26 protein-coding genes are annotated in these 26,025 nt (G+C 41.9%); 5 read left to right on the top strand and 21 right to left on the bottom strand.

The features are described 5' to 3' along the window. Window positions 1–39: 39 nt before the first annotated feature. Both NQS30_RS17605 and NQS30_RS17600 read left to right on the top strand, forming a co-directional pair. Window positions 40–1,686: a DUF2075 domain-containing protein gene (locus NQS30_RS17605; protein WP_032868085.1), complete on the top strand. Its 1,647-nt coding sequence runs from the start codon at window positions 40–42 to the stop codon at window positions 1,684–1,686. After that, window positions 1,683–1,988 (top strand): nucleotide pyrophosphohydrolase, encoded by a 306-nt coding sequence (locus NQS30_RS17600; RefSeq protein WP_032868087.1) that lies wholly within the window; start codon window positions 1,683–1,685, stop codon window positions 1,986–1,988. The genes NQS30_RS17605 and NQS30_RS17600 overlap by 4 nt, the downstream gene beginning before the upstream one ends. Before the next feature lie 367 nt (window positions 1,989–2,355). On the opposite strand, the gene NQS30_RS17595 is transcribed toward NQS30_RS17600, so the two are convergent. The 5 genes from NQS30_RS17595 to NQS30_RS17575 form a co-directional block, all read right to left on the bottom strand. Further along, a complete protein-coding gene (locus tag NQS30_RS17595; protein ID WP_032868090.1) occupies window positions 2,356–4,239 on the bottom strand; it encodes a UvrD-helicase domain-containing protein in 1,884 nt (627 codons plus the stop codon). Continuing rightward, on the bottom strand, window positions 4,220–6,253 hold the full coding sequence (locus NQS30_RS17590) for an AAA family ATPase (protein WP_160222780.1): 2,034 nt from the start codon (window positions 6,251–6,253) through the stop codon (window positions 4,220–4,222). Before NQS30_RS17590 ends, NQS30_RS17595 begins: the two co-directional genes overlap by 20 nt. Window positions 6,254–6,448: 195 nt before the next feature. Further along, window positions 6,449–7,402: a hypothetical protein gene (locus NQS30_RS17585; RefSeq protein WP_225917429.1), complete on the bottom strand. Its 954-nt coding sequence runs from the start codon at window positions 7,400–7,402 to the stop codon at window positions 6,449–6,451. 557 nt (window positions 7,403–7,959) lie between these two features. Next, the gene (locus NQS30_RS17580) at window positions 7,960–8,274 is read right to left on the bottom strand and encodes a hypothetical protein (protein WP_050594979.1); all 315 of its coding nucleotides are present in this window, start codon (window positions 8,272–8,274) and stop codon (window positions 7,960–7,962) included. Beyond that, window positions 8,264–8,791 carry a type I restriction enzyme subunit R domain-containing protein gene (locus NQS30_RS17575; protein ID WP_050594980.1) on the bottom strand — a complete coding sequence of 176 codons (528 nt, stop codon included), beginning with the start codon at window positions 8,789–8,791 and terminating at the stop codon, window positions 8,264–8,266. The genes NQS30_RS17580 and NQS30_RS17575 overlap by 11 nt, the downstream gene beginning before the upstream one ends. A gap of 309 nt (window positions 8,792–9,100) precedes the next feature. Between NQS30_RS17575 and NQS30_RS17565 the strand changes: the two genes are divergently transcribed. Then, complete coding sequence (locus NQS30_RS17565) at window positions 9,101–9,313, top strand: hypothetical protein (protein ID WP_050594981.1); 213 nt, start codon at window positions 9,101–9,103, stop codon at window positions 9,311–9,313. Window positions 9,314–9,534: 221 nt separating this feature from the next. On the opposite strand, the gene rlmH is transcribed toward NQS30_RS17565, so the two are convergent. From rlmH to NQS30_RS17540, 5 genes are all read right to left on the bottom strand, one after another. Then, window positions 9,535–10,014: a 23S rRNA (pseudouridine(1915)-N(3))-methyltransferase RlmH gene (gene rlmH, locus NQS30_RS17560; RefSeq protein WP_032868098.1), complete on the bottom strand. Its 480-nt coding sequence runs from the start codon at window positions 10,012–10,014 to the stop codon at window positions 9,535–9,537. Window positions 10,015–10,094: 80 nt separating this feature from the next. Further along, a complete protein-coding gene (locus NQS30_RS17555) occupies window positions 10,095–10,265 on the bottom strand; it encodes a CxxH/CxxC protein (protein ID WP_004393147.1) in 171 nt (56 codons plus the stop codon). A 153-nt stretch (window positions 10,266–10,418) separates the two neighbouring features. Next, complete coding sequence (locus NQS30_RS17550; RefSeq protein ID WP_004393146.1) at window positions 10,419–10,589, bottom strand: hypothetical protein; 171 nt, start codon at window positions 10,587–10,589, stop codon at window positions 10,419–10,421. 268 nt (window positions 10,590–10,857) lie between these two features. Beyond that, on the bottom strand, window positions 10,858–12,021 hold the full coding sequence (locus NQS30_RS17545; protein ID WP_136396743.1) for a hypothetical protein: 1,164 nt from the start codon (window positions 12,019–12,021) through the stop codon (window positions 10,858–10,860). 10 nt (window positions 12,022–12,031) lie between these two features. After that, window positions 12,032–12,781, bottom strand: coding sequence for a YiiX/YebB-like N1pC/P60 family cysteine hydrolase (locus tag NQS30_RS17540; RefSeq protein ID WP_124692641.1), 750 nt, complete (start codon window positions 12,779–12,781; stop codon window positions 12,032–12,034). 182 nt (window positions 12,782–12,963) lie between these two features. Between NQS30_RS17540 and NQS30_RS17535 the strand changes: the two genes are divergently transcribed. Next, the gene (locus NQS30_RS17535) at window positions 12,964–13,944 is read left to right on the top strand and encodes an aldo/keto reductase (protein WP_124692640.1); all 981 of its coding nucleotides are present in this window, start codon (window positions 12,964–12,966) and stop codon (window positions 13,942–13,944) included. A 29-nt stretch (window positions 13,945–13,973) separates the two neighbouring features. On the opposite strand, the gene NQS30_RS17530 is transcribed toward NQS30_RS17535, so the two are convergent. The 8 genes from NQS30_RS17530 to NQS30_RS17495 all read right to left on the bottom strand — a co-directional run bounded on the left by NQS30_RS17530 (window position 13,974) and on the right by NQS30_RS17495 (window position 20,804). After that, window positions 13,974–14,447, bottom strand: coding sequence for a GNAT family N-acetyltransferase (locus NQS30_RS17530; RefSeq protein WP_099567231.1), 474 nt, complete (start codon window positions 14,445–14,447; stop codon window positions 13,974–13,976). Window positions 14,448–14,494: 47 nt separating this feature from the next. Next, window positions 14,495–14,629, bottom strand: a complete 135-nt coding sequence (locus NQS30_RS17525) for a hypothetical protein (RefSeq protein WP_007407881.1) — start codon at window positions 14,627–14,629, stop codon at window positions 14,495–14,497. After that, a complete protein-coding gene (locus NQS30_RS17520; protein ID WP_032868107.1) occupies window positions 14,616–15,731 on the bottom strand; it encodes a response regulator aspartate phosphatase in 1,116 nt (371 codons plus the stop codon). The genes NQS30_RS17525 and NQS30_RS17520 overlap by 14 nt, the downstream gene beginning before the upstream one ends. Before the next feature lie 130 nt (window positions 15,732–15,861). After that, complete coding sequence (gene rocF, locus NQS30_RS17515; protein WP_007407883.1) at window positions 15,862–16,752, bottom strand: arginase; 891 nt, start codon at window positions 16,750–16,752, stop codon at window positions 15,862–15,864. A gap of 73 nt (window positions 16,753–16,825) precedes the next feature. After that, window positions 16,826–18,226 carry an amino acid permease gene (locus tag NQS30_RS17510; RefSeq protein WP_020958097.1) on the bottom strand — a complete coding sequence of 467 codons (1,401 nt, stop codon included), beginning with the start codon at window positions 18,224–18,226 and terminating at the stop codon, window positions 16,826–16,828. A 223-nt stretch (window positions 18,227–18,449) separates the two neighbouring features. Continuing rightward, a complete protein-coding gene (locus tag NQS30_RS17505) occupies window positions 18,450–19,655 on the bottom strand; it encodes an ornithine--oxo-acid transaminase (protein WP_004393130.1) in 1,206 nt (401 codons plus the stop codon). A gap of 229 nt (window positions 19,656–19,884) precedes the next feature. Beyond that, window positions 19,885–20,520, bottom strand: coding sequence for an SdpI family protein (locus NQS30_RS17500; RefSeq protein WP_099567232.1), 636 nt, complete (start codon window positions 20,518–20,520; stop codon window positions 19,885–19,887). Next, window positions 20,517–20,804, bottom strand: coding sequence for an autorepressor SdpR family transcription factor (locus NQS30_RS17495; protein ID WP_015240946.1), 288 nt, complete (start codon window positions 20,802–20,804; stop codon window positions 20,517–20,519). The genes NQS30_RS17500 and NQS30_RS17495 overlap by 4 nt, the downstream gene beginning before the upstream one ends. Window positions 20,805–20,974: 170 nt before the next feature. On the opposite strand from NQS30_RS17495, the gene NQS30_RS17490 reads away from it, so the two are divergent. Further along, window positions 20,975–22,390: a sigma-54 interaction domain-containing protein gene (locus tag NQS30_RS17490; RefSeq protein ID WP_069007586.1), complete on the top strand. Its 1,416-nt coding sequence runs from the start codon at window positions 20,975–20,977 to the stop codon at window positions 22,388–22,390. Between the two features lie 41 nt (window positions 22,391–22,431). Here NQS30_RS17490 and NQS30_RS17485 read toward each other — a convergent pair whose 3' ends face one another. From NQS30_RS17485 to NQS30_RS17475, 3 genes are read right to left on the bottom strand one after another with little or no spacing between them, the layout of a single operon-like run. Continuing rightward, on the bottom strand, window positions 22,432–23,151 hold the full coding sequence (locus NQS30_RS17485) for a cupin-like domain-containing protein (RefSeq protein ID WP_007407887.1): 720 nt from the start codon (window positions 23,149–23,151) through the stop codon (window positions 22,432–22,434). Between the two features lie 13 nt (window positions 23,152–23,164). After that, window positions 23,165–24,790 (bottom strand): ABC-F family ATP-binding cassette domain-containing protein, encoded by a 1,626-nt coding sequence (locus tag NQS30_RS17480; protein WP_059367460.1) that lies wholly within the window; start codon window positions 24,788–24,790, stop codon window positions 23,165–23,167. Between the two features lie 27 nt (window positions 24,791–24,817). Next, window positions 24,818–26,008: an MFS transporter gene (locus NQS30_RS17475; RefSeq protein WP_014306161.1), complete on the bottom strand. Its 1,191-nt coding sequence runs from the start codon at window positions 26,006–26,008 to the stop codon at window positions 24,818–24,820. Between the last annotated feature and the right edge of the window lie 17 nt (window positions 26,009–26,025).

The raw sequence follows: 26,025 nt of genomic DNA, 5'->3' as shown, positions 1-26,025 counted from the left end.
ATGATACGATGGAGTAAAAAGACATACAGGGGTAGTCATATGAGTGAACTTGTTTTTTTAAAAAAAGATTTTAATACAGAACAAATCCTCGCCTTAAAGGAAACTCAATTAGATAACAAACCGGTTGTATACATTCTTTATAACGAAAAAAAGAAACCGACTGCATATATTGGGCAGACTGTACAGGCCACACGACGATTGAAAAATCATTTGAGAGACAAGAAGCGAAAAAGTTTAACGCAGACCATTTTCATTGGTCATGAGAGATTTCACCAGTCCGCATCCTACAATATTGAGACAAATCTTATTAATTACTTTATTGCCGAAAATCACTATCAATTGCAAAATGTTAGTCAAACTAGATCGAGAGAAATGCATCATTATTATCAAAAGAATTTTTATAACGAACAGCTTTTTGAGGAGATATGGGATCAGCTTCGGAAAGAGAACATTGTCAGTGACACTCTTGAAAACCTCAGAAATAAAGACATTTACAAACTATCTCCGTATAAAGAGCTCTCTCCCCAGCAGGTAGAGATCAAAAATGAAATTCTTGATTTTTGCAAGGTGCATATTGACAAACCAGGTAACCATGTCATTTCTATAGAAGGAGATGCCGGAACAGGGAAAAGTGTCTTACTGAGCTCGCTGTTTAACACGATTCAGGATTTATCTAAAGATGAAAGTTCACATTTAAAAAACAAGAACAATTACTTACTTGTGAACCATGGTGAAATGCTGAAGACGTATAAAAGCATCGCAAACAGCTTACCAAATCTAAAGAAAAAAAACTTAATGAAACCGACCTCCTTTATAAATCAAATGTCAAAAGCAGGGGAAACAGCTGATATTGTATTAGTAGATGAGGCTCATCTGCTTTTAACGAAAGAGGATAGATACAATAACTTCCACTACCAAAATCAGTTAGAGGAAATCATCAAACGCAGTAGAATCACTATTGTCATCTTCGATCCTAAGCAAGTGTTAAAAATTAAAAGCTATTGGAATGAAAGATTGCTTGAAGAGATCACCAATCATTATCATGCAAAAACCGTAAAGCTCACGGAGCAAATGAGAATGAATGCAAATCCAGACACACTAAAGTGGATTAACCACTTTGTCTCAAAACAATTGCTCCCTCTGCCGCAAGAAAATAAGGATACCTTCCAGCTCAAAATCTTTGAAGACCAGGCCGATTTTAAAGCTGCAATTGAGAAAAAGAATAATGAGGTAGGTCTATCACGTATTGTCTCGACCTTTGATTATATTCATAAAAAAGATGGTGCTACTTATATGGTTGATGAGGAAGGCATTAACATGCCATGGAATTCTACAAATGACAAATGGACTTGGGCAGAACATGCAGATTCAATTAAAGAGGTCGGTTCCATCTATACTGTTCAAGGCTTTGATCTAAATTATGTTGGCGTCATTCTAGGGCCTTCAGTCAGCTATGATAAGGAAAAGGATGAACTTTTCATTGACACCTCAAAATATAAAGATACAGGCGCATTCACCTCACGAGATGACATGTCTGTTGATAAAATCAGGAGAATAAAGGAAGAAATTATTCTAAACTCTATCAACGTCCTCATGAAACGAGGCATCAACGGTCTTTACATATACGCAACGGATATTAAATTAAGAAATAGATTGCTAGAGTTAAAAAGGAGCAGAAAAAAATGAGCGAAATCAAAAACTTAATTAACACGATTAATGAATTTAGAGACGCACGCAACTGGAGACGATACCACAACCCAAAGGATCTTGCCATCTCCATTTCAATTGAAGCAGCTGAGCTGTTAGAAGACTTCCAATGGAAAAGCAGCGAAGAAGCACTCAAAGCAAACGAGGAAAACATTCGTGAAGAAATTGCCGATGTTCTTATCTATTCGCTGATGCTTTGTTCAGATCTTAATATGGATGTGAAGGAGATTATTGAGGAGAAGGTTGTGAAGAATGGTCGGAAGTATCCGGTTCAAGGGTAATTATATTTCTTACAATAATTAAAGCAATCCTCACTCCTCCAAAAATAAAAGTGCATGACGATATATTTTTGGAGTGACTATAGATCGATTCTTCTAAAAATATTGCAGCTCGGCTTACTGCTGAGGGACAGAAATTAATCATAGATACTGAGTTTAAAATGTGCTTTGGATTTACTAATGTAAATTATTAAACTTAGGATTTTATACAGGCATATTCTAATATGCCTGTTTACTACTTTAAGAAAGAAGTAACCTCATTCACTTATGATAAGGCTCACCGTGTAATTTAAGAGGCAAAAATTAAGCATTGGTAAACTGATTTTACCAATGCTCTTTCATCTTAGTGATTATTTAAAATCAACATTAATTACGTCCATTTGAATTGTTTAACGCCTGCATTCTCCAACATTTGATAAATGTCATTTATCTTAGACCTTTCTTGTCCGTAGAAGCGGTTTTCACAAAAGGTAAAGATCATTCGAGTTTTTGCTCTAGACATTGCAACGAAAAATGTAAATGTTTCATCTTCTGGGGAATCCTCATAATTCCAAAAAGCTCTATCTTCTAGTCCCAATAAAATCACAGATTCAAACTCAAGACCTTTGCTTTTATGAATAGACATAATTGGAATTGAATAGATTCCCAAAAAATCCTCTATTGCTTTATTCCAAACTTTATGCTTTTCATATGAATAAAAAAGAAATTCAGATGTAAGTTTTACTTTTCTTTCTAAATAATTTCCTTTTCTATACTCAGGGTAGCTACTTTTAATTATATCTAACCCTATCAAAGTTAAAATTTCGTATAGCAATTGCTCTACTACTTTTTCGGTCACTTTCATTGTCTCATCTTTAAGAATCTTTTTAAAGTCAACTATAAAACTATTAATTTCTTTTTCTACTTGATAAGATTCTGTTTCATTATCGCCACGTAAACTTAAAACATTCGATATTAAACTGGACCAAGCTTTAGGGTCACGATCTGTTGTGGCTAAAGAAAATACATCGATTATAAATTTCATAAAATTTTCCGCTAGTAAATCTTGCCATTGATCCTCTATCCTAGAGTGTATTCCTAAATTTCTTAATTCATCTATAAGCATGTCACAATACATATCTGCCCGTTGCCTAACTAAAATACCTATATCTCTTCGTTCAAGTTTTTCTTGATCAATCCACGTTTTGATTTCTAATGCCAGTGTTTTTGCTTCTTCAGAAGCATAGGTGAAGTTCCATATTTCGCATATTCCCTCATCCTCATTCTTCCATTTGTCAGATGGTATTACTACTGTTGAACCACCCATCATATCATTTATTATAGATGTTTGAATTCGGACTAAATTAGGAGCAGACCTATGATTTAGAACCATCTCAAATTCTTTAGCATTAAAGTCTTCCTTAAATTGTGTAAATACTCCCTCCATAGCACCTGCCCAACCCATAATCTTTTGTTTAAGATCACCCACAGCGGTCACTGAAACATTTGAATCCATAAAAATTGTTCTAACTAAGTCGTACTGGATTAAAGTCGTGTCCTGAAATTCATCTAAAAAAACATGACTATATGTAGCTCTGATTGCTCTTAAAATCTTGGGATTTGACCTAAATAAGTATTCAACAATTCTTGAAATCATTGGGAAGGTTAATCTTGAATTTTCTTTTTCGTTAATATAGGTTTTCCAAAGTTGAAACCTATACCAAGATTCCACTGAATTTATTCTGTCCATATGTAATGGTAATCTTTCAACTGCATATGTCTTGGCAAAAAGCTCATAATCAAAGTAGTAATTCCACCCATTTTCTTCACTAGGTTCTTCTGCTTCTTCTCTGAGAATAGGTACATCCCTTTTATTAAAATTTACTATTTCATATTCCAATGATGGTCTATAAAATTCAGGAATAGCTAAACGAAACCTATCCATTATTTGCTTAGCAAATGAATCAAATGTTAAGGATACAAACCTATTTGCAAATTCTTTTCCTGATCGTTTTTCAACACGTTCTTTTAAATTCTTAGCTGCATCTCTCTTGAAACTTATAGCTAGTATTCTAGCAGGATATGCGCTTGTATTTGTTTCTAACAAATAACATGCTTTCTGAGCCAACAATTCCGTTTTTCCTGCTCCGGGACCAGATAACACATAGGCGTTTTTCTCATACTTTACCACTTCTTGCGCAGCTCTTTCTAAAACAACTCCGTCTTTTGGAATCCAAGATTCTTTTTTTACATAGTTACTCAGATAAATCACCATCAATAAATGATTTTATTCCCTTCGTTAATTTTTTAAGAGGAATTGGTAATTTTCCATTTAATAATTTCGTATCTATATTTTCTAATGCCATAATATGAGTGCCGGGTTTACCTCTGCCTAAGAAAAAGTAATCATACCAAATCATTAATTCTTTCTGTTCGTCCGAATAGGTAATTCCTGAACCGCCCTCAGTTTTTAAGGTTGCTCTTACCCCTTTTTCTAAACGGTCCATATATTCAATAGAATCCTTCTCTTTATCTACACCTTTTGGACCACCATTTTTTGGAACTGTCTTTTTATATGCATCTAGGAAACTTTCAATCATCATGAAATCAATATCTAATGGAGCCGAATAGTAAACTCCATAGTCTTCTAAAAACTCAACCCATGAATAGAGATTTTCTCTTTCATCTTCCTTTTCTATAGACCATGTATGCATACGAGAGAATTCGTCATCGCTTAGTACTCCATTTTGTACAGAAAGTAACTCACGCTTATCGTAGCCTAATTGGATCAACTGCTGTAATGCATATTTAATTCGACCCCATCCTCCACCATTTCGTTCTAAATCTAAATCCAATAGAGTTAGATAAGGGATATTCAACTGATGTAGTAATTTCCAAAAATGATTTACGTGTCTTCCACCCAATGGGACGATCGAAATATTGCTTTGATCTAAATCGGTATCTAGAAGGTTAATTATCTTTGGAAGTATAATCTCTTCACTATCCCCTTCTCCTAAAACAACAAATTGTGAAAAATAAAGTTCTGGATATGCCATAATAGCAGCTTTTATATATTTATATTCCTCTTCCTTATCTTTTTCAGGAAGTATTATTGAATTTACGATAGTTCTTATTTCTTTTTGATCGATTCTAAAATGAAGAATTGATTTTGGATCAACTCTTTTTATCATCGAGGGTGAGTGGGTAGCAACTAAAACTTGTGCATTATCATTTTCAGAAACGTCAGTTAAGGCCTTCATTATTCGACCAAGTAAGTGCGGAGAAATATGATTTTCTGGCTCTTCAACGGCTAGCAACGTCAACACTGGTGGTTGAAGATTATACACTTTTTTATCTTCCTCAGCGTCATCTTGTAATGCCTCATTCTCAATTTCTAAAAAAGAATTTACTAGAGTTAAGTAAAAAATTGATCGTAGCCCATCACCTAATTGATCCACCTTATATTTGCTTCCTGTTTCAGTTGGTTCAAAGTAAACTTCTACCTTTTTTAGAATTGAGTCTAAATCTGCATGGTTGAAAGCAACCATAGTTGAGCCGTAGCGAAAATCATTATGGTATTTTCTCCATTGACTATTAAGTATTTCTCTTAACCGTTTAACACCATTTACTTCATCAAAAATCCCATCAACTTGCTTCATTTTTTCTTGTATGTCACTGTTAATTTCTTTAGGCCAGTTAATCCCTTTTAAAATCCTCCCTAAGATTGTTCCTGATGCATTTTTTAATTGTACGGCCGGGTCTCTTGTTGCAGGTATATATATCATTTGAACTTGGGAACGCTCACTAGCTTTAACCGGCTGTAAATCTTCATCTTCTGCTTTTGTTCCTAATGGAGATAAGACATAATATAATCCTTGCTCAATATTTCCTTCTAAAGTATATCCTTCTGATAACTCAGCTTTTAGCCTTATACGTACATAAGGACTTCCATCAACTTCACCTGCAACCATATGATTAAAGTGCGGGGGGATAGTAGTCTTTACCTTCTCAGCATCATTTTCAAGTTCATTAAAATCAATTATAGCCTCTATAGAAAGTGAAGACTCATCATAATCTAATGGATTTTCATTAGCAGGTATATGGAAATCTGACCTTTCTATTAATCTATCTCTTTGATAAGGACTAAAAAGTTTTAATAGAGCTTGGATTGCAGAAGTTTTACCACTACTGTTTGCTCCAATTAGAACTGATAATTCTTCTAATTCTATTTCAGTATTAGTTGGTCCAAAGGATCGAAAGTTATTAATTATTAATTTCGTTATTTTCAAATCAAATTAACTCCCTTTTTATAATCATTTATAAAAAACACTCCATTAACCAATCTTGTACGATTAACTTCTAATCGCTTTTGTCACCAAAAGCTCGATATCCCATCAAATTAAGATCAATAATTAAAACTAACCCTATTTACAAGTTTTATTTTTGGCTTAAATGGAACAAAGATCTCTTCATACATATACTATTTAATAATCATGTAAAACCTCACTACTTTTAAGGTATATATTTCCGGTCTGTGCTGCATGCCTTCTCTTTCTTATAATTAAAGATACAAAATCTATTTGATTTTCCAGTACAGCCATAAGATCGGTGCCATCCATTAACAGTATGGTACTACGACTTACGGAATGTATTCTAACAGCATCTTCGGAAAATCCATTTATAGATAGGAATAAACCTAAAGTATTATCAAGTTTTCTATTAATCTTTCCAGCAAAACTATCTAAATCTGAGGCATCTGATAATTGATTCCTCCACTTGGCTTCAAACAAATAATCAGTACCTTCTAGAGAAAAAGCTCCATCAATTTGTTCCCCAGTGTTTCTAAATGAAGCTTTAGGATCTAAATCAAATAGTTCAAATAGGTCGTATAGAACCTTCTCAAGTTCAAAACCTCTCTTTTGATAATCTCGAGAAGTAACAAGTCTAAAATAATTTGTCTTGATTTCATCTAGTTTACTCAATACAGCTTGACTTGATCTGATTTTTTTTAGGTTTTCAAGTCTTTTTCTTTTAATTTCTTCTTCTTCTTTAATTCTCTGTGTTTGATCTTCTATTACCCTTTTAAGGTCAGCAACAGCTTGCTTTGCTCTCTCTGCCTTTCTTTTTCCATCTTCAAGTTGTTCAAGGTGACGAAAACTATCCATCTTGATCACTTCGTGTATTAGTCTTCTGATATCACCTAAGTACTTTTCCTGATCACTACATAGTTCATCAATAATATCCGAGACAATTTGTCTTTTATATCCGTTCCAGTCTGAACGATTAATAATAGTAGGATCATTTATACAATTACTTAAAAAGCTCCTTAAATTACTTTTATACCAGTATATACTGCATAGTGCCTCTTTTAATAATTCAATTACGACAGCTGAAAACTTCTTCCTCATTGCAAAAACCTCCATCAAAATATCCTTCAAATGTAAGGCACCCCATAAAATTCTCTTCACATAACCTTTACAATAAATGACTGACATCCGCTCTTATAAACAATATTCATCTTTTATTCTACTACTTCTTGTACTACCCAGCCCTTATTTTGGTATATTATATCATCAACTTCATATAATGTTACCTTATACCTCTGACCGCAATGTCTTATAAACATCTTCCACTGCTGAAATATATGCATAGACAGTTTTAAAGTACGAATCGTCAGCTCCAATTAGCTTTTGGTAGGCTTCTGAATTCTTAGTTTACTCATCCATTACTCGATCAAGGAATATATCTTTAAACAAGCTATTTCGATCATTTCTTGGCTATTGTTTTTAGCCATGTTTTTACTTTTTTGCATCTACTTCTTGAGTTAATGCCTTGTGTTATTTTTCCACAATTACTCGATCTTGTGGTGAAAAATCATCTGGGAATCGCTCGTTAATTCGATGAATAATCTATTCTAAACGCATCACGCCCATCCACTGGTTTTACGTTTGCATTAAATTCTTCGGGATGTTTTAATTCGCCACCCTTTTCATTTTCAGCAACAAGCCATGATTTCGCCTTCAAAATCCTTTTGTAGCGTATAGTATTCAAGCTTCACTTTCTCTGTAATATAAACTTTCTCACGTTTTTCTTTCGGGATAAATTTCAATAGATAGCTCGTATAAATATTTTCTTCTAATAATTCCATATCAAATGTACGATCTAGCTGCGCGACATAGTTATACCATTTACCGAAGTTACGCAGTGTTACTCTAAATTCATATTGTGTATCTTCTACTATGTCATCATCATTATAAAGAGCAAATTTACGTAATTTGCTTTGCGTATCGTAAATTAAATTAAGATTCACTTTCTCTTTTAGCGTTGTTGCTTCGAAAAAAAGTTTGGAACACGTCTAATATTTCTTCCTCAGTATTAACAAAATCTAAGATAAATGTATCTTTCTTTCCCTGAATAGTTCTATTTAATCGAGAAAGTGTCTGTACTGCCTTAACTCCATGTAATTTTTTATCGACAAACATTGTATGAAGTAGCGGCTCATCAAAACCAGTTTGGTATTTCCCTGCTACTATCAATAAATTAAAATCATCCCCATGGAATGTTTCTTTTAATTGAATCTCTTTAACCCGCTCACCATTTTTTGTGACGTTCATACTCGGCACTGTGTATTCTTTATCGTCATCAGTAACTGTATAGCCTTTCTCTTTAATGAATTCCTTCATATACCGAACAGCATGAAGACGGGATGGGGTAACGATCATTGCTTTTGCGCTGCCACCAATAGCCTTTTTGGTTACTGCTCTAAACTGTTCAATCATAACTTCGTTTTTTTTCTTAATATCCAAGGATGAAATGATTGATAACATGCAAAGGAATGGTTCATTCCATTACAATTACACATTAAAAGATGGGACGAAACGAAAACATCGTTATTACGTCTGTTGCGATTTTCATAATAGAGGATCTGCTGCTTGTAAAGCTAGTTCCGTTAAAACACACGAAGCAGAGGATGCTGTTATCCAAAAAATTGTACAATTTAGTTCTAATATGAAGAAGCTATCTAAACACTTACAGATATTAGTTCTAGTTCTGCTCATACGATAAGTCAGCTTAATAAAGAACTTGAAGAAGCTGAAAAAAAGTTAAAGGAAATTGAAAAATAACAGGAAAAGTATATGGAGGCCTTTGAGAAAAATATTCTTCCTTTAGATATTTTGCAAGAAAGATTACAAATGGTTTCTAATGAAAAGAGAGAGTTAGAACAAACAAAAAATGAGATTATAATTCAATTAGGTTCTGTCGATTCAAAATTAATCGAACCAGAGTTAATCGAGAAACCACTAAAAAAATGCCTATTGATTTATAAGAAGACACTCAGAGAAAATTGAAAGCAATTGCTACAATTGTTAATTGATGATATTTCAATTAAACAAATAGATATATCCAGAACCATAAGGACATAGAATTGGAATTCGATTTTACCGAACTACACATATGTAAAACTTTTGCCTTAATTCACTTGTTATATCGGGAAACGGATAATGAACACACGTTTTCAATACCCGCTTCCGATAAAGAATTACCACCTTACCTACAACAATTTTTGCCTCTACTTATGATAAGGCTCCCCACGATTAATCCGAAACGCCCGATAGACCTGCTCCACCAAAATAAGCCGCATCAGCTGATGAGGAAATGTCATTTTCGAAAAAGACAGCTTTTCATCCGCTCGCTTCATCACGGCGTCGCTTAGGCCTAGTGAGCCGCCGATGACGAAGGTGATTTTGCTTTTTCCATATGTCGCCAGCTTATCTATTGTATCGGCCAGTTCTTCGGATGTTTTCATTTTTCCTTCGATGGCGAGGGCGATGACGTGGGTGTCCGGGCTGATTTTGGCCAGGATGCGTTCGCCTTCTTTGTCTTTGACGATTTTCATGTCTTGGTCGCTCAGGTTTTCCGGGGCTTTTTCGTCCGGGAGTTCGATGATGTCGATTTTTGCGTAGGCTGAGAGTCGTTTTTTGTATTCTTCAATGCCTTGCTTGAGGTATTTTTCTTTTAGTTTTCCGATGGTCACAATATTGATATTCACAGGTCATCCCCACTTTAGAAACAAGTTATTCATATATATTGTCCACAATTGTGGATATCTTTTCTGTATTTTGTGTAGGATCATTCGTTCCCTACTAGATATGTTGCAGTGTCCCCACATAATTCACAGGCTGTGGATAAACTGTTAGTATGTTCGATTTTTCTGATTTCGGGCGGAAGCTCATGATCATCTATGTACATGTCCAGCACGGTTTCGATATGTTCTTCACAAGAATAATAAGCGGTTTTCATTGTTACATCCTCCGATTTTCTTTTGCGCGCAGCAATTGTTCTCTTTTCAATATAACCTATTTATACACATGTTAGTAGTGCTTCGGGCTGAGTTTTATCCACAATTCGGCAAATCACGCGCAAAAAGAGCCGGCGTTTGTAGCATCCGGCTCTTTACGTGTTTTCTCTTTTTTCTAAGCGAAGGACGAACAGAATTCCTAATAGACACGCCAGCAGCGTACAGCATACATCGATCCAGTCCGGCTTTCCGCCGTTTAAAAAAGAGTTGGTTATTACGGAAACCAGGAGAATGGTGACGGTCACCGCGGCAAGCTTTTTCTTCATCGGCTCCCTCCTTCACCGACTGTCTTCTTGTTATATAGCCTGATTAAGAGGGTCACAACGATATATACAATCATAATCAATGCCCCGTTACTCACATCAGGGTATCCAATCAACATATTCATTATGACAAAAACAATGGTTATACAAATGACGGACAACAATAAGAAGATACTGAATGATTTCAAATGACCACCTTCTTTCTTGCAGTAACGTTTCATTATAAAAAGCTTACCAAAAGCGGCAAGCTCTTCCGAAATGTTTATACTCTTCAAAACCCACCCATCACCTGCACATCATACAGCTTGAGATGGCTTTTCGGCGTGACGATGTTTTTTAAGTTTGGGATGGTCAGGTCGTTCAGCTTTTTGCCCGTTTTCAGGTCGAAGGATTCGATTTTGGCGGGCTTTTTGTAGCTGTACGTGAACAGATACAGCTTTCCGTTTTGATGGGTCAGCTCCTTGAAGTCGGCTTTCATTCGTGATGCGGGGAGGGTGAAGGCTTTTTTGCTTTTTCCAGTCTCAGGGTTGATACGGTAGACGGTTCCGAAGCCGTCAACGAAATAGAAGCTGCGCCGCTCCATGAAAAAGCTTTTTTTGAAGCTGAACGGCATGGAGTCATAGATCGTCTGTTCGTCATTTTTATAAGCGGCGATGTCATACGTTTTGATGGCGCCGCTGTTTTTCATGACTTTCACCATTTGATAGATGTGATCTGCTTTTTCCCCTCTGGTGACAAAGCAGACGGCGCTGTCGTCCGCGGTGAGCTGGGATTCGACAGACGTGCCTTCTTTATACGTCCATGTCGCGATTGATGTTGTATGGAGCTTCTCTTTATCAGCCTGAATGTCTTGGACGTGATAGCCTTTTTCGTCATCTGTCGGCGTGAGCGCGAAAAGATGATCTTTAAAAAAGCCTGAAGCGCGGATATAGTGCGGAATGACGTCTTGCTTCCACCTGCCGTCAATCTGGCGGTACAGCTCTGAGCGATAGCTGCCGCCGCTCTTGTCGTAGCCCGAATTATACAGCGTGTAAAAGCCTTTCGCCCGTTCGATATATCCCGCGCTGTCTCCCGTATGCTGGTACGCTCTTTTATACGTGTGAAGGCCGTCCTGAACGGTATAGATTCCTTTTTTGTCCTCCAGCAGCACGCTGCCGTCATGCACTTTGGCCGATCCGAGCTCAAGCCCCTTCATGTGATAAGAAGAAAGCCGTCCTTTTTCATCGGCGAAGAGGGCGTAGCTTTTTCCGCCGCCGAACGTGTCTTGATCAGCCGCCGTGGAGAAATACAGCAGCGCCTCTTTATCTTTCAGAAAATCAGGGTCATTTAATGTGTCTCTCGCAACCTCCGCAGGGTCTTCCGTGCGGAAATAGAAGAAGCATAAAACCGCTGCGGCGGCGATGATCACTAAGGGTATCCAGATGATTTTTTTCACGTTGTTCTCCTTAGTGAATGGTCAGAATCGTGGTTGTGTAGGACGAGCTTGTGATGTCACGCGGGTATACGCCTAAGCCGCCATTAGAGTCGATATCAATCCCGGCTTTTAAGAGGAATGCCGACCACAGCAGTTTTGAGCAGTTTTTGGCACCTTCATGGCCCGTATTTCTGTTATTGACGAAGTTGAAGGAGTACTCATCACCGACTCTTGATACAGCCCAGTCAGCGGCGGCTTGTTTTTGGGCGTCGGTGACTTTCACGGTCTGGACGATTGAATTGTCTTCGACTTCTCTGCCGTTATAAGCAATCTGGCGGACGCCGTCTCCCGGCACGGATTCAACAATTTTATCAGCGGATGAATACATGCCGACATGCCCGTGGTTGTAATAAGCGGTGTATGAGTTCGTGTAATAAATATTGCCTTTTGTGCTTTTCGGAAGTTTTTTGGTTCCTGACGATCCGCCCATCGCAGAGAGCCCTTCTTTGGAAGCGATTACATTTCCCTGCTCCTTGTCTGCCGTGATTTCTTGATGAAACTGCTTGAGAATTGCTTCTGTTGAAACGTGCTTCTGTTTGGCAAGCTCTTTGGCGGATTGGAGAACGTCTTGAGGAGTCGTGCCCTGCTGAAGCTCTGCGATTTCTTTTGCGTAGCGGGCTGTTTCTGTTTCTTTCGCTTTTACATTCAAACCGGAGAATGACAGAACCATGGTGAATGACAGGGCAAACGGGAGGACGGCTTTGAACAGCTTTTTACACATATTACTTCGCCTCTTTTCTTTGAGTATAATTTTTCCACATTTGTATTATATGACGGAATTGCGATAAAAAAATAGATAATTTACAGATTTTTAAAAATTTTATAACAATATGTAAATCATATGCATAAATCATTTTCAAATATCAGGAAATCCGGTTATCATACAAGAAAGGGGGAGGACATATGAAGGACAGAACGATCGGTTCGATGCGGGTTTCCGCAATGGGGTTAGGGTGCATGGGCATGTCGGAATACTATGGCAGCCAGAGTGAGGAAAAGTCGATTTCCACCCTGCATCATGCCGTTCATCTCGGCGTGAATTTGTTTGATACGGCTGATCAATATGGATTGGGCGCAAATGAAGAGCTTGTCGGCAGAGCACTCGCCCCATTCAGAAAGGAGCTTTACCTCGCGACGAAATTCGGTTATGTCCGAAGCGAAAAGGGTGAGTTTATCGAAATTAACGGACGGCCCGATTATGTGAAAAAAGCGTGTGACGCCAGTCTGAAACGCCTTGGGACGGATTATATCGACCTTTATTATCTGCACCGGGTTGATCCGCGGGTGCCGATTGAAGAAACCGTCGGCGCCATGAAGGAGCTGATAGACGAAGGAAAGGTGAGATATATCGGATTGTCAGAGGCTTCCGCAGAAACGATCAGGCGCGCCGTCCGCATTCACCCGATTGCCGCGCTTCAATCGGAATATTCTTTATGGAGCAGGGAAGCGGAGGAGCATGTGCTGCCCGCCTGCCGTGAGCTCGGCATTTCATTTGTGCCTTACAGTCCGCTCGGCAGAGGTTTTCTTTCCGGAAAGATGACGTCGACCGATCAGCTGGATGCCGATGATTACAGAAGAAGAACGCCGAGATTCCAGGGAGACAATTTGGCGGTGAATATAGGGCTCGTCCAAAAACTTACCGCCATTGCCCGGGAAATGAATATCACTGCTCCTCAGCTTGCGCTCGCATGGGTTCTCGCAAATGGCGATGATCTCATTCCGATCCCGGGCACAAAAAAGAAACACTACTTGGAAGAGAACCTCGCCGCTCTCGACATTGTGCTTCCCGAGGATGTGAAGGCGCGTTTGGATGAGATGTTTCCGATCGGCACGGCGGCCGGCGAGCGTTATCCGGAACACATGATGACATTGTTAGATGAATAACAAAAGAGGCCCATCGTGCGGGCCTCTTTTCATGACAGCTTTTTGCTCATGATGACATCCGTCTCCAGAAATCCGGTCTTCTCATACAGCTTCCGCGCCGTTTCGTTATGAGCGAACACATGGAGAGAAATCTTGCGGACACCCAGGTCTTTGGCTTTGTCCTCCAGCCTTGCGAGCGCCTCTTTCGCATAGCCTTTGCCGCGGAAAGGCGGATGAAGGCCGAAATCATAAATAAATGCGTCCTGCTGCGGGTGGTCCGGATCGGCGTGCAGCCACAGCCAGCCGGCATTTTCCTTTCCGTCCAATGTCAGCGTCCATAAATAGTGATCGGCCGTCTCCAAGCCGTCAGGAAGCAGGTCATTAAACGCCAGCTCCGCTAATTCCGGCGCTTCGTCAGGCAGCCACGTTCCCGCTTTTACCTTTTCTTCAGCGTAATGCTTGGTTGAATGGGCGAGATAGGACTGAAATTCTTGTTCTGTCATCGGCTGCAGCGTGATAGCCATTGAATCACTCCTTACAAAACACAGACTGAAAGCGGTATCATGAAGTATTATCCGAAGGCTCCGTTTTCCGCCGGTTTTATGATTTGTTCGGCTTGTGCCGTTGAACCAGTTTGCGCAAATAATCCAATCGAAATGAGACTTGCCAAGGCTGCTGAGAGTACAATGAATTTACATGTTTTCATTACGAATCCCCTCCGTTAATCTCAAAATTTGGTCATTGGCATCAATTGATTCTTGAAAATACTTCGCCGCCGGTTTGTAATTCTCCTGTTTTTTAAAATGCGCCGCGGCCTGATACGACAAGTCGGAAACGTCACTCCACAGCTCTTTCCTTCTTAACTCGGCGAAAGCTGATTCAAGCGCTTCTTCATTGCGGTCAATAAAGACATGCTGTAAGATGCGCAGCTTTTGGGTGTATACGGGCTCGTTTTTTTCTTCAGCGGCATTCAGCGCTTTATGCAGCCAAAACCGGCCCTCATCCGCCTGTTCCTGTTTCAATAACACTCTGGCCAGCATGTACAGACTCCGCACCGAATACGCTGATTGCAAATGCTCCTTTTGATCGAGAGCCGTTTCAAACTCGACCCGCGCCTCCTCAAGCTTTTCCTGTCTTTCATAGCAAATGCCTGCGTTAAAGTGGGCGAGCGCCTCAATATGCGGATCGCCCGCTTTGGCGGCTTGATGAACCGCCGTCTGCAGGAGCTCTTCGGCTTTCTGATAGTGAAACAAGTCCATTCTGTTACAGCCGATCACCATTAAACACTGTGCTTCTCTGACCGCGTACATTTCATTGGCTTTGTAGATCTCCAACGCTTTTTCCGCGTGGTTCATCGCAAAGTAGTTTTGGCGGATTTCATAGTAGGCAATCGCCACTTGATAATTAAACTCGGCTCTTTCAATCTCATTCGGTATGTGCCGGAGCCTGCTTTCAGCAATCCGGTAAAAATTAATGGCGTTCATAAACCGTTTACGGTAAAACTCGTGCATTCCGGAAAAGAAATAATAATAGTATTGAATCATCTGGTCTGTTTTTTCTTTATCGGCGTTCAGCTGGATCGTTTTTAATATGCCGTCTGTTTTCTCATACTCTTCCATCAAAAGCTTATAGCGGGAATCAATTAAATTAAAATAAAGGAGCACCGTTTGATTTTGTGTCATATTTTGCAGATCCGTAAGCAGTTGTTCTCTTAACGCCTCAGCCGATTCGGTGTTGTGCTTTTTGATTTCCTCATACCAGTCACTGATTTTTTTCGCAACTGTTTCGTGGGCCATCACTTCAGCCATCTGTCAGGACACCTCCCTTTCCCATTTTGTGTAATAAATATATCATATTTACAGGTTCAAAAAGAGGGTGGCAGCCCGCTAGTTTCCTCGTGGCAACAAAAAAACCTCCGCAGGTGCGGAGGCGCATATTTTATAACAGTTTTTTTCCTAACAAAGATTCTACCAGCTCGACCGCTGTTTTGCCGGTTTTGTTTTTGTGATCGAGGATCGGGTTGACTTCGACAAATTCAGCTGAAGTGATGATGTCGGCATCATACAGCATCTCCATTGCCAAATGGCTTTCACGGTAGCTGATGCCGCCGACGACAGGTGTGCCTACGCCGGGCGCGTCGCTCGGATCAAGGCCGTCGAGGTCAAGGCTGAGGTGAACGCCGTCACAGTCTGACAAGTAGTCAATGGTTTCTTCAATGACCTTTGTCATGCCGAGGCGGTCAATCTCATGCATCGTATAGACCTTCATGCCTGTTTCCTTAATGTACTCACGCTCGCCTTCATCAAGCGATCTCGCGCCGATGATGACCACGTTCTCCGGCTTGATTTTCGGGGCATACCCGCCCAGGTTCACCAGCGTGTCGTGCCCGACGCCGAGGCTGACGGCCAGCGGCATTCCGTGAATATTGCCTGACGGCGATGTTTCCAGGGTGTTTAAGTCGCCGTGCGCGTCGTACCAGATGACGCCGAGCTGTTTATAGTGCTTTGCCGTTCCTGTCAGCGTTCCGATCGCGATGCTGTGATCGCCGCCCAAGACGAGAGGGAACCGCTCATTCTCAATGACGCTGTCCACCTTTTGGGCGAGCTGCTCGTTCCCCGAGAGCACAGAGTTCAGATTTTTCAGCTCTTCATCATTTTTGAGTTTTTCACGATTAACGGGGATGTCGCCTAAGTCTTCCACCGCATACCCCATGTCAGATAACCGTTCAATGAGATGCGCGTAGCGGATGGCGCTCGGGCCCATGTCCACTCCGCGTCGTGCTTGTCCTAAATCCATCGGCATTCCAATAACTGAGATATTCTTGTTCATCCGTTTTTCCACCTCAACATGTTGTATGTTGTCCTGTGCGGGTTTATCAAAGATGACTTGGACACGAAAAGATTTAAAGCTCTATCTGTTTTTCTGACTGCTTATGCTTTTTTACATACAGATGATAGACGATAACGCACACCGCCATGAACGGGATGCCGCAATAAAGGGCGAGCCGCTGTTCTGAATCAAATGCGAGACTGATCAGAACAACCGTATTTAACGTCAGCCCGATAATAGGCAGCACCGGGTACAGCGGTGTTTTAAACTTCAGGTCTTCCACTTTGCCGCCTTCGCGGATGTATTTCCGTCTGAACATCAGCTGCGACAGGGAAATCGTAATCCAGCCGACCTGCGCGCTTAGTCCGGCTAATGATAAGAGAAACATATAAACGGTTTCCGGCGCAGCCACCTTAGACAGCAGTGACAGGCAGGCGACGGCCAGCGTCACGATCAGAGCGTTCATCGGCACGCCGCGTTTATTTATTTTGCCGAGCGATTTAAAGGCTTGTCCTTCGTTCGCCATGGCATATAAGATACGCGTCGATGCAAACAGGCCTGAGTTGGCCACTGAGAGCAGCGCAATTAAGATAACAAAGTTCATAATATCGGCGGCATATGGAATACCGATTTGTTCAAACACCACGACAAACGGGCTTTCGACCACTCCCGCCTGCCTCCACGGAATCATGCCGGCAATGACGATGATGGAGAGAACGAAAAAGACAAGCGTTCTCCATACCGTCTGCCGGATAGAGCGCGGAATCGTTTTCTCGGGATTTTCACTTTCTCCCGCGGCAACCCCGATCAGCTCCGTTCCCTGGAACGCGAAGTTTACGGTAATCATCGTAATAAGCATAGCCTTAATGCCGTTCGGAAACAATCCATCCTCATAAAAATGAGAGAAGAAAGGAGCCTGCTCGCCGTGTTTCATGTCAATCAGGCCGAACATGGCGGCGCCGCCCAAAATAATAAACAGCAGAATGACTAAAATTTTAATACCGGAAAACCAAAATTCCGACTCAGCGAACGCTTTTGTGGTAATGGCGTTCAAAAGAAACATCAGTCCGACAAACACGAGGCACCACACCCATACGGGAACATGCGGAAACCAGCGGAGCATCAATTGTCCCGCAGATAAAAACTCAATGGCGCATGTCACCGCCCAGCCGAGCCAGTAGAGCCAGCCGAATGCGAAACCGAAAGCGGGGCTGATGAATTTGGTTGCGTACGTCTGAAACGACCCTGATACGGGAAGGGCAACCGCAAGCTCGCCTAAGCAGAGCATTGTCAAAAACATAATAAAACCGCCGACCAGATAAGACAGAACCGCGCCCAGCGGTCCCGCCTGGTTAATTGTAAATCCGGTACTCAGGAAAAACCCGGTGCCGATCACTCCGCCCAAAGAAATCATAAACAAATGGCGTGATTTCATTGTGCGCTGAAGCTGATTCTCTTTTTGATTTGTATTCACTATTCTGCACCCCTTCAGCAACTTGTATTGGAACCAAGCCGGTGCTTTGAAACCGATTTGCTGTCCAAAGAGCCTCTATTTGTATATGAATGTTATATGAAATTCATTTTCGTACATAAAGATACATTATACTAAAATACTGTCGCCACGCAAATAGAGTGTGCTGAATTTTTTATTTGTAAATTCCATACAAGCCGAGGGAAAGCATTGCCGCATCAAGGTTTTACGCGTTTTGAAGCACGTTTGTGATCTTTTGGATCGCCCAGTCCAAGTCTTCCTTGGAAATCATTAACGGCGGTGCAAAACGGATCACGGTATCATGTGTTTCTTTGCATAAAAGCCCTTCGCCTTTCAGCTTTTCACAGTACGGGCGGGCCGCTTCTGTCAGTTCAACGCCGATAAACAGGCCGCGTCCGCGCACGTCTTTTATGATCGGGTTATCAATTTTCTCAAGCTCTTCTTTAAAATAACGGCCAAGCTGAAGGGAACGCTCTGCCAGCCCTTCTTCCTCAAGGACTTCAAGAGATGCGAGCGATACCGCGCAAGCGAGCGGGTTTCCGCCGAATGTCGAGCCGTGGGAACCCGGGTTAAACACACCGAGAATGTCACGGTTCGCCGCGATGCACGAAATCGGGAAGACGCCCCCGCCGAGTGCTTTGCCTAAGATGAACATATCCGGTACGATATTTTCCCAGTCAACCGCGAATGTTTTCCCTGTGCGGCCGAGTCCCGTCTGAATTTCATCAGCGATCAGAAGCACATTTTCTTCCTTACAAATGGCGGCCGCTTCTTGTAAAAATCCTTCCGGCGGAATGACGATGCCCGCTTCTCCCTGAATCGGTTCGAATAAGAAAGCGGCTGTGTTCGGCGTGATCGCCCGGCGCAGCGCTTCTGCGTCTCCGTATGGAATTAATTTTATACCCGGAAGCATAGGTCCGAAACCGCGTTTATACTCATCTTCTGAAGAAAGGGATACCGCAAGCATCGTTCTGCCGTGGAAGTTGCCGATACACGCAATGATTTCCGCCTGATTATCCGCTACTCCTTTGACCTCATATGCCCAGCGTCTCGCCGCTTTGACAGCGGATTCAACGGCTTCCGCCCCCGTATTCATCGGCAGAATCATATCTTTTCCGGTCAGCTTGGCTGTTTTCTCATAAAACGGACCGAGCTGATCATTATGGAACGCGCGTGACGTCAGAGTGATTTTATCCGCCTGATCCTTCAGCGCCTGAATGATCTTCGGATGTCTGTGCCCCTGGTTCACCGCAGAATAAGCACTCAGCATATCCATATATTGATTACCTTCAGGGTCTTTTACCCAAACACCCTGCGCTTCGGAAATAACAATCGGCAGAGGATGATAGTTGTTCGCGCCGTAATGTGAAGTTTGGCTGATAATTTCTTGAGATTTTGTGAAAGCTGACATAATCTGATTCCCCCTTGTTTTGTAATCATTCAACATTAGATCTTGCTTTCCCTTTTTATAAAGCAAGTTCCGTGCCAATCCGAAAAAACGGGATGTTTCGCCAGCATTCTTTCTTTTCCCGCAAAATTTTCCGGCAGTTTGTGTGCAAACTTCAGCCAAGCGCAAAAATTTTTTGCGTTTCCCGCTGACAAAATAGGAGCAATCCAATTAGATTGCTCCTACTCAACAGTTATTTATTCAATTGTCTCTGATATACAATGTAAGAATATAGTAAAGATAATATGATACAGCCGATCGCAGACATGAAAATGACTGACACTCTATACACCGGCGGCAAAAAAGCTGCAAGCATCATGAGCATGCCCGCTAAGACAAAAAGTTTCGAACTAACCCTGTGTGTATCCTTCCAAACTCTTTCACTGCTCAGCGTCCAAGGTGTTCTTATCCCTAAAAAGAAATTAGGCTTAACGATCTGAATGAAGTTTCCAAACACCATGAAAATGACTCCCACTATAAAGTTTCCTAAATAAGATATAGGGAGATCATATCCCAGACCGGTAAAGATGGTAATCAGATTAATGACAAACAGAACCGCAAACATTGTATTAAATATAGCCATATATGGCCTGATAAATGTTTTGTAGTTATTTTTAGGATCAATCTTAGGGATGATAACCATTAAAATATATAGAATAATCATGATGCCAATAAGCATCATCATCGCATTAGCTTTCGTTTGGTAATCATTTGCACTTCCGTTTAATCCCCAGTGTGTCGCCAAATTGTCCGGTAAAGATGAATATGTGCAAACCCATGTGAAAACAGTTAAAACTATGATTCCTGCTGAAAAGAGATATTTTTTCATGATTCCCCGCCTTTCTTATTATCATGTTCTGAATCAGTCAGAGAAAAGAACCAGCCTATAAGATCCTGTAATACAGTGGTATTTAATGAATACATAATAAATTGGCCTTTCCTCTCATCGTGAACCAAATCAGTATTTTTCAATATGGTAAGGTGATGAGAAATACTGGGTTTTGACATGTCGAAGTGTTCCGCAATTTCACCAGCCGTCATGTCTTGTTTCTTTAATAAATCCAAAATTCTTCTCCTTGTAGGATCGGCCAGTGCTTTAAAAGCTTTATTCAAAAACTTTCCCCCTCTCATACATAATTTAGATATTTAAGTATATATCTAAATATCAACCATTTTCCTAAAAAAGTCAATGGTTTTATTACCTCAATTTCCATTTATTTTTAAACATTGTCCAAGCGCAAAATTTTTTTGCGTTTCCCGTTCGATTTATTTTAAAATAATGAATGTTAAGACGATTGAGAGGAGGAATTGACCTGCACACAACCAGCGAATTTTACACACTCGTGTTACAAAGCATTTTGGAAGAGATTGATGTCGGGCTGCATGTGGTGGACGAGAAGGGCAGCACCGTCATTTACAATAAGAAAATGATGCAGATTGAAGATATGGATGAACGGGACGTCCTGCATAAAAACCTGACTGATGTATTTATGTTTTCCAATCAGCAGGACAGCACGCTCGTTCAGGCCCTTCAAGAAGGCAAAACGATTAAAAACGTGAAGCAAAGCTATTTCAATAACAAAGGCCAGGAAATCACGACGATCAACCACACCTTCCCGATTGTGCAAAACGGCGAGATCAAGGGAGCCGTGGAAATCGCCAAGGACGTCACCAAGCTCGAACGGCTGATCAGGGAGAACATGCACAGGAAAGAACAGAACAGCTACACGTTTGACAGTATTCTCGGCAACAGCCCGGTCATTCGGGAAGTCATCGAAAACGCGAAACGGGCAACCCGCACATCATCATCGGTGCTTTTGGCCGGCGAGACGGGAACGGGCAAGGAACTGTTCGCCCAAAGCATTCACAACGGCAGCCAGCGCTCAGGCGCCCCGTTCATCTCACAAAACTGCGCCGCCCTGCCGGATAGCCTGGTCGAAAGTATTTTATTCGGCACGAAAAAAGGCGCCTTTACCGGAGCCATCGACCAGCCCGGCTTATTTGAGCAGGCGCAGGGAGGCACCCTGCTCCTCGATGAGATCAACTCGCTCAATCTCAGCCTGCAGGCAAAACTGCTCCGCGCCCTTCAGGAAAAGAAAATCAGGCGCATCGGATCAGCGCAGGACAAACCGATTGACGTCCGCATCATCGCCACGATGAATGAAGACCCGATCACCGCCATTTCAGAAGAGCGGCTGCGCAAAGATTTATACTACCGCTTAAGCGTTGTCACACTGATCATTCCCCCGCTCCGGGAGCGCAAGGAGGATATTCTGCCTCTGGCCGAAGTCTTTATCCAGAAAAACAATCACCTGTTCCAAATGCATGTCGATTCGATCAGTGACGATGTGCAGCGATTCTTCCTGGAATATGACTGGCCGGGCAACATCCGCGAGCTTGAACATATGATTGAAGGCGCCATGAACTTTATGACGGATGAAACGACGATTACGGCGGCCCACCTGCCTTACCAATACCGGATGAAAATCAAACCGGCTGACACGGAAGCCAAAGCCGCCGCAAGCACCCAGCCCGGCACCGATTTAAAAGACAAAATGGAAAACTTCGAAAAATACATGATCGAAAAAACCCTGAGAAAACACGGCAATAACATATCCAAAACGGCAAAAGAGCTCGGAATCAGCAGACAGAGCCTGCAATACCGCCTGAAAAAATTCGGTCTGGACCGGATGAAATGAATCCATACAAAAAAAGGCTGAGATGCTCCTCAGCCTTTCGTTTATATCTGATTGGCAAGCCGCTCTCCAGTAAACCAAAAGTTCTCACTCACTGCCAATGTATGTTCCGTATTCTCGACTTGATGCCACCAATGGCGCGGCGCGTAAATGATTTCTCCCGCCTTTTGTCTGAAACGGATCGGAGACGCCTTTTGCACCAGCGGTTTTTGCTCAATGTCTTTTTCATCAAAGACATTGATATTTCCTTCGTACAAATACGGAGAGTCGTCCGGATGATAGAAGATCCATTCCTTCTCCCCGAAAATGACGCCGTTCCACGCGTGCGTATTGTTAAAATCCTGATGCAGCGGTGTGCCTGTCTGCTTAGAACCGAGAAAGAACCATTTCCAGTCCCGTCCCGTTTCTTCATCCGCTCTCAATGTGTCTTTTGTAAAATACTCGGGTGCGGAATAGACAAGGTCTAAGTCATTTTGGTTCAGCTGCGTAAAATTCCAGTCACAGTACCATTTGTCATCATTCTGATCAATGTACTCGATATAGTTGGAAAGCTTTACTTGTTTAAACGTTTTGACCCCTTCGATATCTGATTTCCGGATGGTGACCATTCTGTCCCCATAGTGTTCGTCAATGTATTCAAGCGTCCACGGCCTGCATTCCCAGTGATCCATTGCCCCCGTCAAAATAAAAGGTTTCTTATCAGCATACTCGCTTACAAAAAGATCGTACGATAACTCATTGATTGTCAGTCTGTCAATGGTCATATCCATTCCCCTTTTATTCGGCAATCTGCCGTTTTTTTTGTTTGGCGTAACTGTATGGACCTGAAAAGATGGTGACGTTTTGATTCTCAAGCCAGAAAATCTTGTTGAACTTCTCCAGCAGGTTTCTGTCGTGAGAAACGCAGATGATGGTGCCTTGAAACTGCATCAGGCTGTTTTCGAGAATTTCCTGAGATTCAATATCCAAGTGGTTGGTCGGCTCATCCAGGATCAGGACATTCAGCTTTTTTTCCATTAAGATGGACAGCTTCAGCCTGATTCTCTCACCGCCCGACAGGACGGAAAGTTTTTTAAAGACCGACGACCCGTAAAATCCGTACTTGGCCAGCATATTCCGGGCCATGCCCTCTTCAGTCAGCAGATTTTCTTTAAAAAATTGCAGAATCGTCTGACTCGAATCTCCGACATGGCTCTTTTGATCAATGTAGCCTATTTTAAGATTTTCTCCCACTTTAATGGTGCCGTCCGACAGTTCTCTTTCCCCGATGATGCAGCGGATCAGCGTTGTTTTGCCGACGCCGTTTCTGCCGACGATGCCGATTCTGTCTTTATGCTTTATGCGCAGGTTCACATTTTGATATAAAAGGGAAGATCCGTTGGTCACCTTTCCGTTTTCAATGAACACAATATCTTTTGAACCGGCGCCCGCTTCCTGAAATGCGTTTTTTAATTTTTGCTCTGTCCGGACCGGCTTATTGATCAGCTCGATCCTTTTCAGCGCCTTTTCCATATTATTCGCGCGTCTGTGCAGGCCGACAGACGGCGGATTTGAGCGGTTGGCCCAATCTCTCAGCTGGGCGATGGATTCCTTCATCTTCTGTATTTTTCTCTGCTGTTCTTCATATTTCTCAAACTGGGCGATGATAAATTCTTCCCGCTTTTTCAAGTATTCGCTGAATCCGTAAGGCCAAATCTTCACCTCGGTATCGTCAATCTCGAGCACCTTCATCGCCGTTTGGTCGGCAAACGTTTTATCGTGGGTCGTAAACAGAATGGTTTTGTTCGATTTTTTAATAAACCCTTCAAGCCACTCAATCGCATGGACATCCAAATGGTTGGTCGGCTCGTCCAGCAGTATAACGTCGTCGTTGCGGATTAAAATTTCGGCAAGGCCGGCTTTTGTTTTTTCGCCGCCGCTCAGCTTTGAAAACGGCTGATCCTTTAATTCGCTGAGGCTGAGCCCGTTGCATACCTCGTCAATCATCGCATGCATCTGGTAGCCGTTGTTCCGCTCAAATGTTTCCGTGTATTGACTGTACTTTTCCAATAAAGCAGTCAGCTCGTCACCACTCATCGGTTCTGAAAGCTTCAGCTCAATGGCCTTCATTTCCTTCTGGATCGCCGCTAGAGCTTCAAACGATTTTTCCAGATATTGATACAACGTCAGATCCTCATGGGGATCAGCGATCTGCTTCAGCAAACCGACCTTCGCCCCTTTGTTGATCGCAATTGTTCCTTCATCTGCCTCAAGCTCCCCGGAAAGCACCCTGAACAGCGTGCTTTTGCCGGAACCGTTCGGCCCGGCCACAAGCACTTTCTCGCCTTCATTGATGAAAAAAGAAACTTGTTTGAAAATGGTATCTCCCGCTAAATTTACCGTAAGATTATGAATATTCAGCAACTCACATCATCCCTTTGTCATTCTGGTTCAAAGCTCGACTTTATTCTGGATGGCGACGCTCGCTTTCAGTTTGTAAAAGCTGAGCATCATAAACAGCGACAATAAGATGGATAATACCCCGATTGCGGTCAGCAGCAAAGCTGAATCAAAATAGTCCGTTAAGAATCCGATAAACGGAAAGGCAATGAACATGAAGAGCGAGGTCATCAAACTGATAATGGACAGCAGCGTGGCTCTCGTTCTGGACGGAATCTCATTATTCACCACCTGACTGGATACGGGTTCTATCACATCATAGAGCGCGTTAATGACGACAAAAGCTGCAATCGTCACGTACAGACTGCCCGAAGGTATAAACAGGTAGGCCGCCCCGATGATGCAGAATGTCAGCAGAAGCACGCGCCTCGGCGTGAATTTTTCCGCCGGCTTGGAAGAAAAGATGGAGCACAGCGCCTGCAAGATGGACAGTCCCGCAAAAATAATGGATATATTGCGCACGGACAGCCCTTCCTGACTTAACAAATCTTGTCCGTACATATAAAAAACCGATGTAATCGCAAAGAAAACGGAGAGTGACAGCACCAGATATTTAAAGGCTTTGTTCAGCCTGAAGAAATCTTTGACTTCTTTTAAGATGTCACCGACCGTCTGCGTTTCGTGTTCACTGTTTTCAAATTTAATTTCCGTCAGCTGTGTAATGACCGCCATTGCAATCAGCTGAGTGACAATCCCGGCGATAAACACATACGACCATGATATTTCCTGCAAGTAGCCGCCGATGCCCATGGCGATCGCAAGACCGAGTATGACAAGTCCGTTATAATTTCCGATGGATTTGCCGTACCACTTTTCTTTCCCTTGTTCTTTCAGTGAATCAAACAAAAAGGCATGATCCGTTCCTGATATAAACGTCAGCCCGATACCGTATATAATATGGGCGATGAAGAGGGCGATGAAGTTATGGAAGCTCAGGAACATCACCAAATAGACAATGACCATAAAATGGCCGAGCAAGAGCGATTTTTTTCTCCCGATTCTGTCCGAGATGACGCCGCTCGGCACTTCCGCCAGAAACATCGCCAAATTCAGGACCGATTGCAGGATGCCCACAAGAAACAATGAATAATTCATACTTGTTAAATATAAAATCCAAATTCCCCGTTCGAAAAAGAAGTTTCCGAAAAAACCGGAGAAGTAAAGCAAATTTCGATTCCGCAAATGAATACCCCTTTCCA

This window comes from Bacillus sp. B1(2022) (genome assembly GCF_040259625.1).
GTDB classification, from domain to species: domain Bacteria; phylum Bacillota; class Bacilli; order Bacillales; family Bacillaceae; genus Bacillus; species Bacillus velezensis.
Note: the sequence above shows the minus strand (reverse complement) of the source record. Positions and strands in the feature narration are given on the sequence as shown.

Bases quoted from the DNA above. Each gene is read 5' to 3' on its own strand.
- NQS30_RS17505 (WP_004393130.1), bottom strand. From the start codon at position 19,655: ATGTCAGCTTTCACAAAATCTCAAGAAATTATCAGCCAAACTTCACAT.
- NQS30_RS17530 (WP_099567231.1), bottom strand. From the start codon at position 14,447: ATGGCTATCACGCTGCAGCCGATGACAGAACAAGAATTTCAGTCCTAT.
- NQS30_RS17575 (WP_050594980.1), bottom strand. From the start codon at position 8,791: ATGTTATCAATCATTTCATCCTTGGATATTAAGAAAAAAAACGAAGTT.
- NQS30_RS17595 (WP_032868090.1), bottom strand. From the start codon at position 4,239: ATGGTGATTTATCTGAGTAACTATGTAAAAAAAGAATCTTGGATTCCA.
- rocF (WP_007407883.1), bottom strand. From the start codon at position 16,752: ATGAACAAGAATATCTCAGTTATTGGAATGCCGATGGATTTAGGACAA.
- NQS30_RS17540 (WP_124692641.1), bottom strand. From the start codon at position 12,781: ATGTGTAAAAAGCTGTTCAAAGCCGTCCTCCCGTTTGCCCTGTCATTC.
- NQS30_RS17520 (WP_032868107.1), bottom strand. From the start codon at position 15,731: ATGGCTGAAGTGATGGCCCACGAAACAGTTGCGAAAAAAATCAGTGAC.
- NQS30_RS17555 (WP_004393147.1), bottom strand. From the start codon at position 10,265: ATGAAAACCGCTTATTATTCTTGTGAAGAACATATCGAAACCGTGCTG.
- NQS30_RS17485 (WP_007407887.1), bottom strand. From the start codon at position 23,151: ATGACCATTGACAGACTGACAATCAATGAGTTATCGTACGATCTTTTT.
- NQS30_RS17525 (WP_007407881.1), bottom strand. From the start codon at position 14,629: ATGAAAACATGTAAATTCATTGTACTCTCAGCAGCCTTGGCAAGTCTC.
- NQS30_RS17490 (WP_069007586.1), top strand. From the start codon at position 20,975: ATGTTAAGACGATTGAGAGGAGGAATTGACCTGCACACAACCAGCGAA.
- NQS30_RS17565 (WP_050594981.1), top strand. From the start codon at position 9,101: ATGGAGGCCTTTGAGAAAAATATTCTTCCTTTAGATATTTTGCAAGAA.
- NQS30_RS17600 (WP_032868087.1), top strand. From the start codon at position 1,683: ATGAGCGAAATCAAAAACTTAATTAACACGATTAATGAATTTAGAGAC.
- NQS30_RS17550 (WP_004393146.1), bottom strand. From the start codon at position 10,589: ATGAAGAAAAAGCTTGCCGCGGTGACCGTCACCATTCTCCTGGTTTCC.
- NQS30_RS17605 (WP_032868085.1), top strand. From the start codon at position 40: ATGAGTGAACTTGTTTTTTTAAAAAAAGATTTTAATACAGAACAAATC.
- NQS30_RS17500 (WP_099567232.1), bottom strand. From the start codon at position 20,520: ATGAAAAAATATCTCTTTTCAGCAGGAATCATAGTTTTAACTGTTTTC.
- NQS30_RS17535 (WP_124692640.1), top strand. From the start codon at position 12,964: ATGAAGGACAGAACGATCGGTTCGATGCGGGTTTCCGCAATGGGGTTA.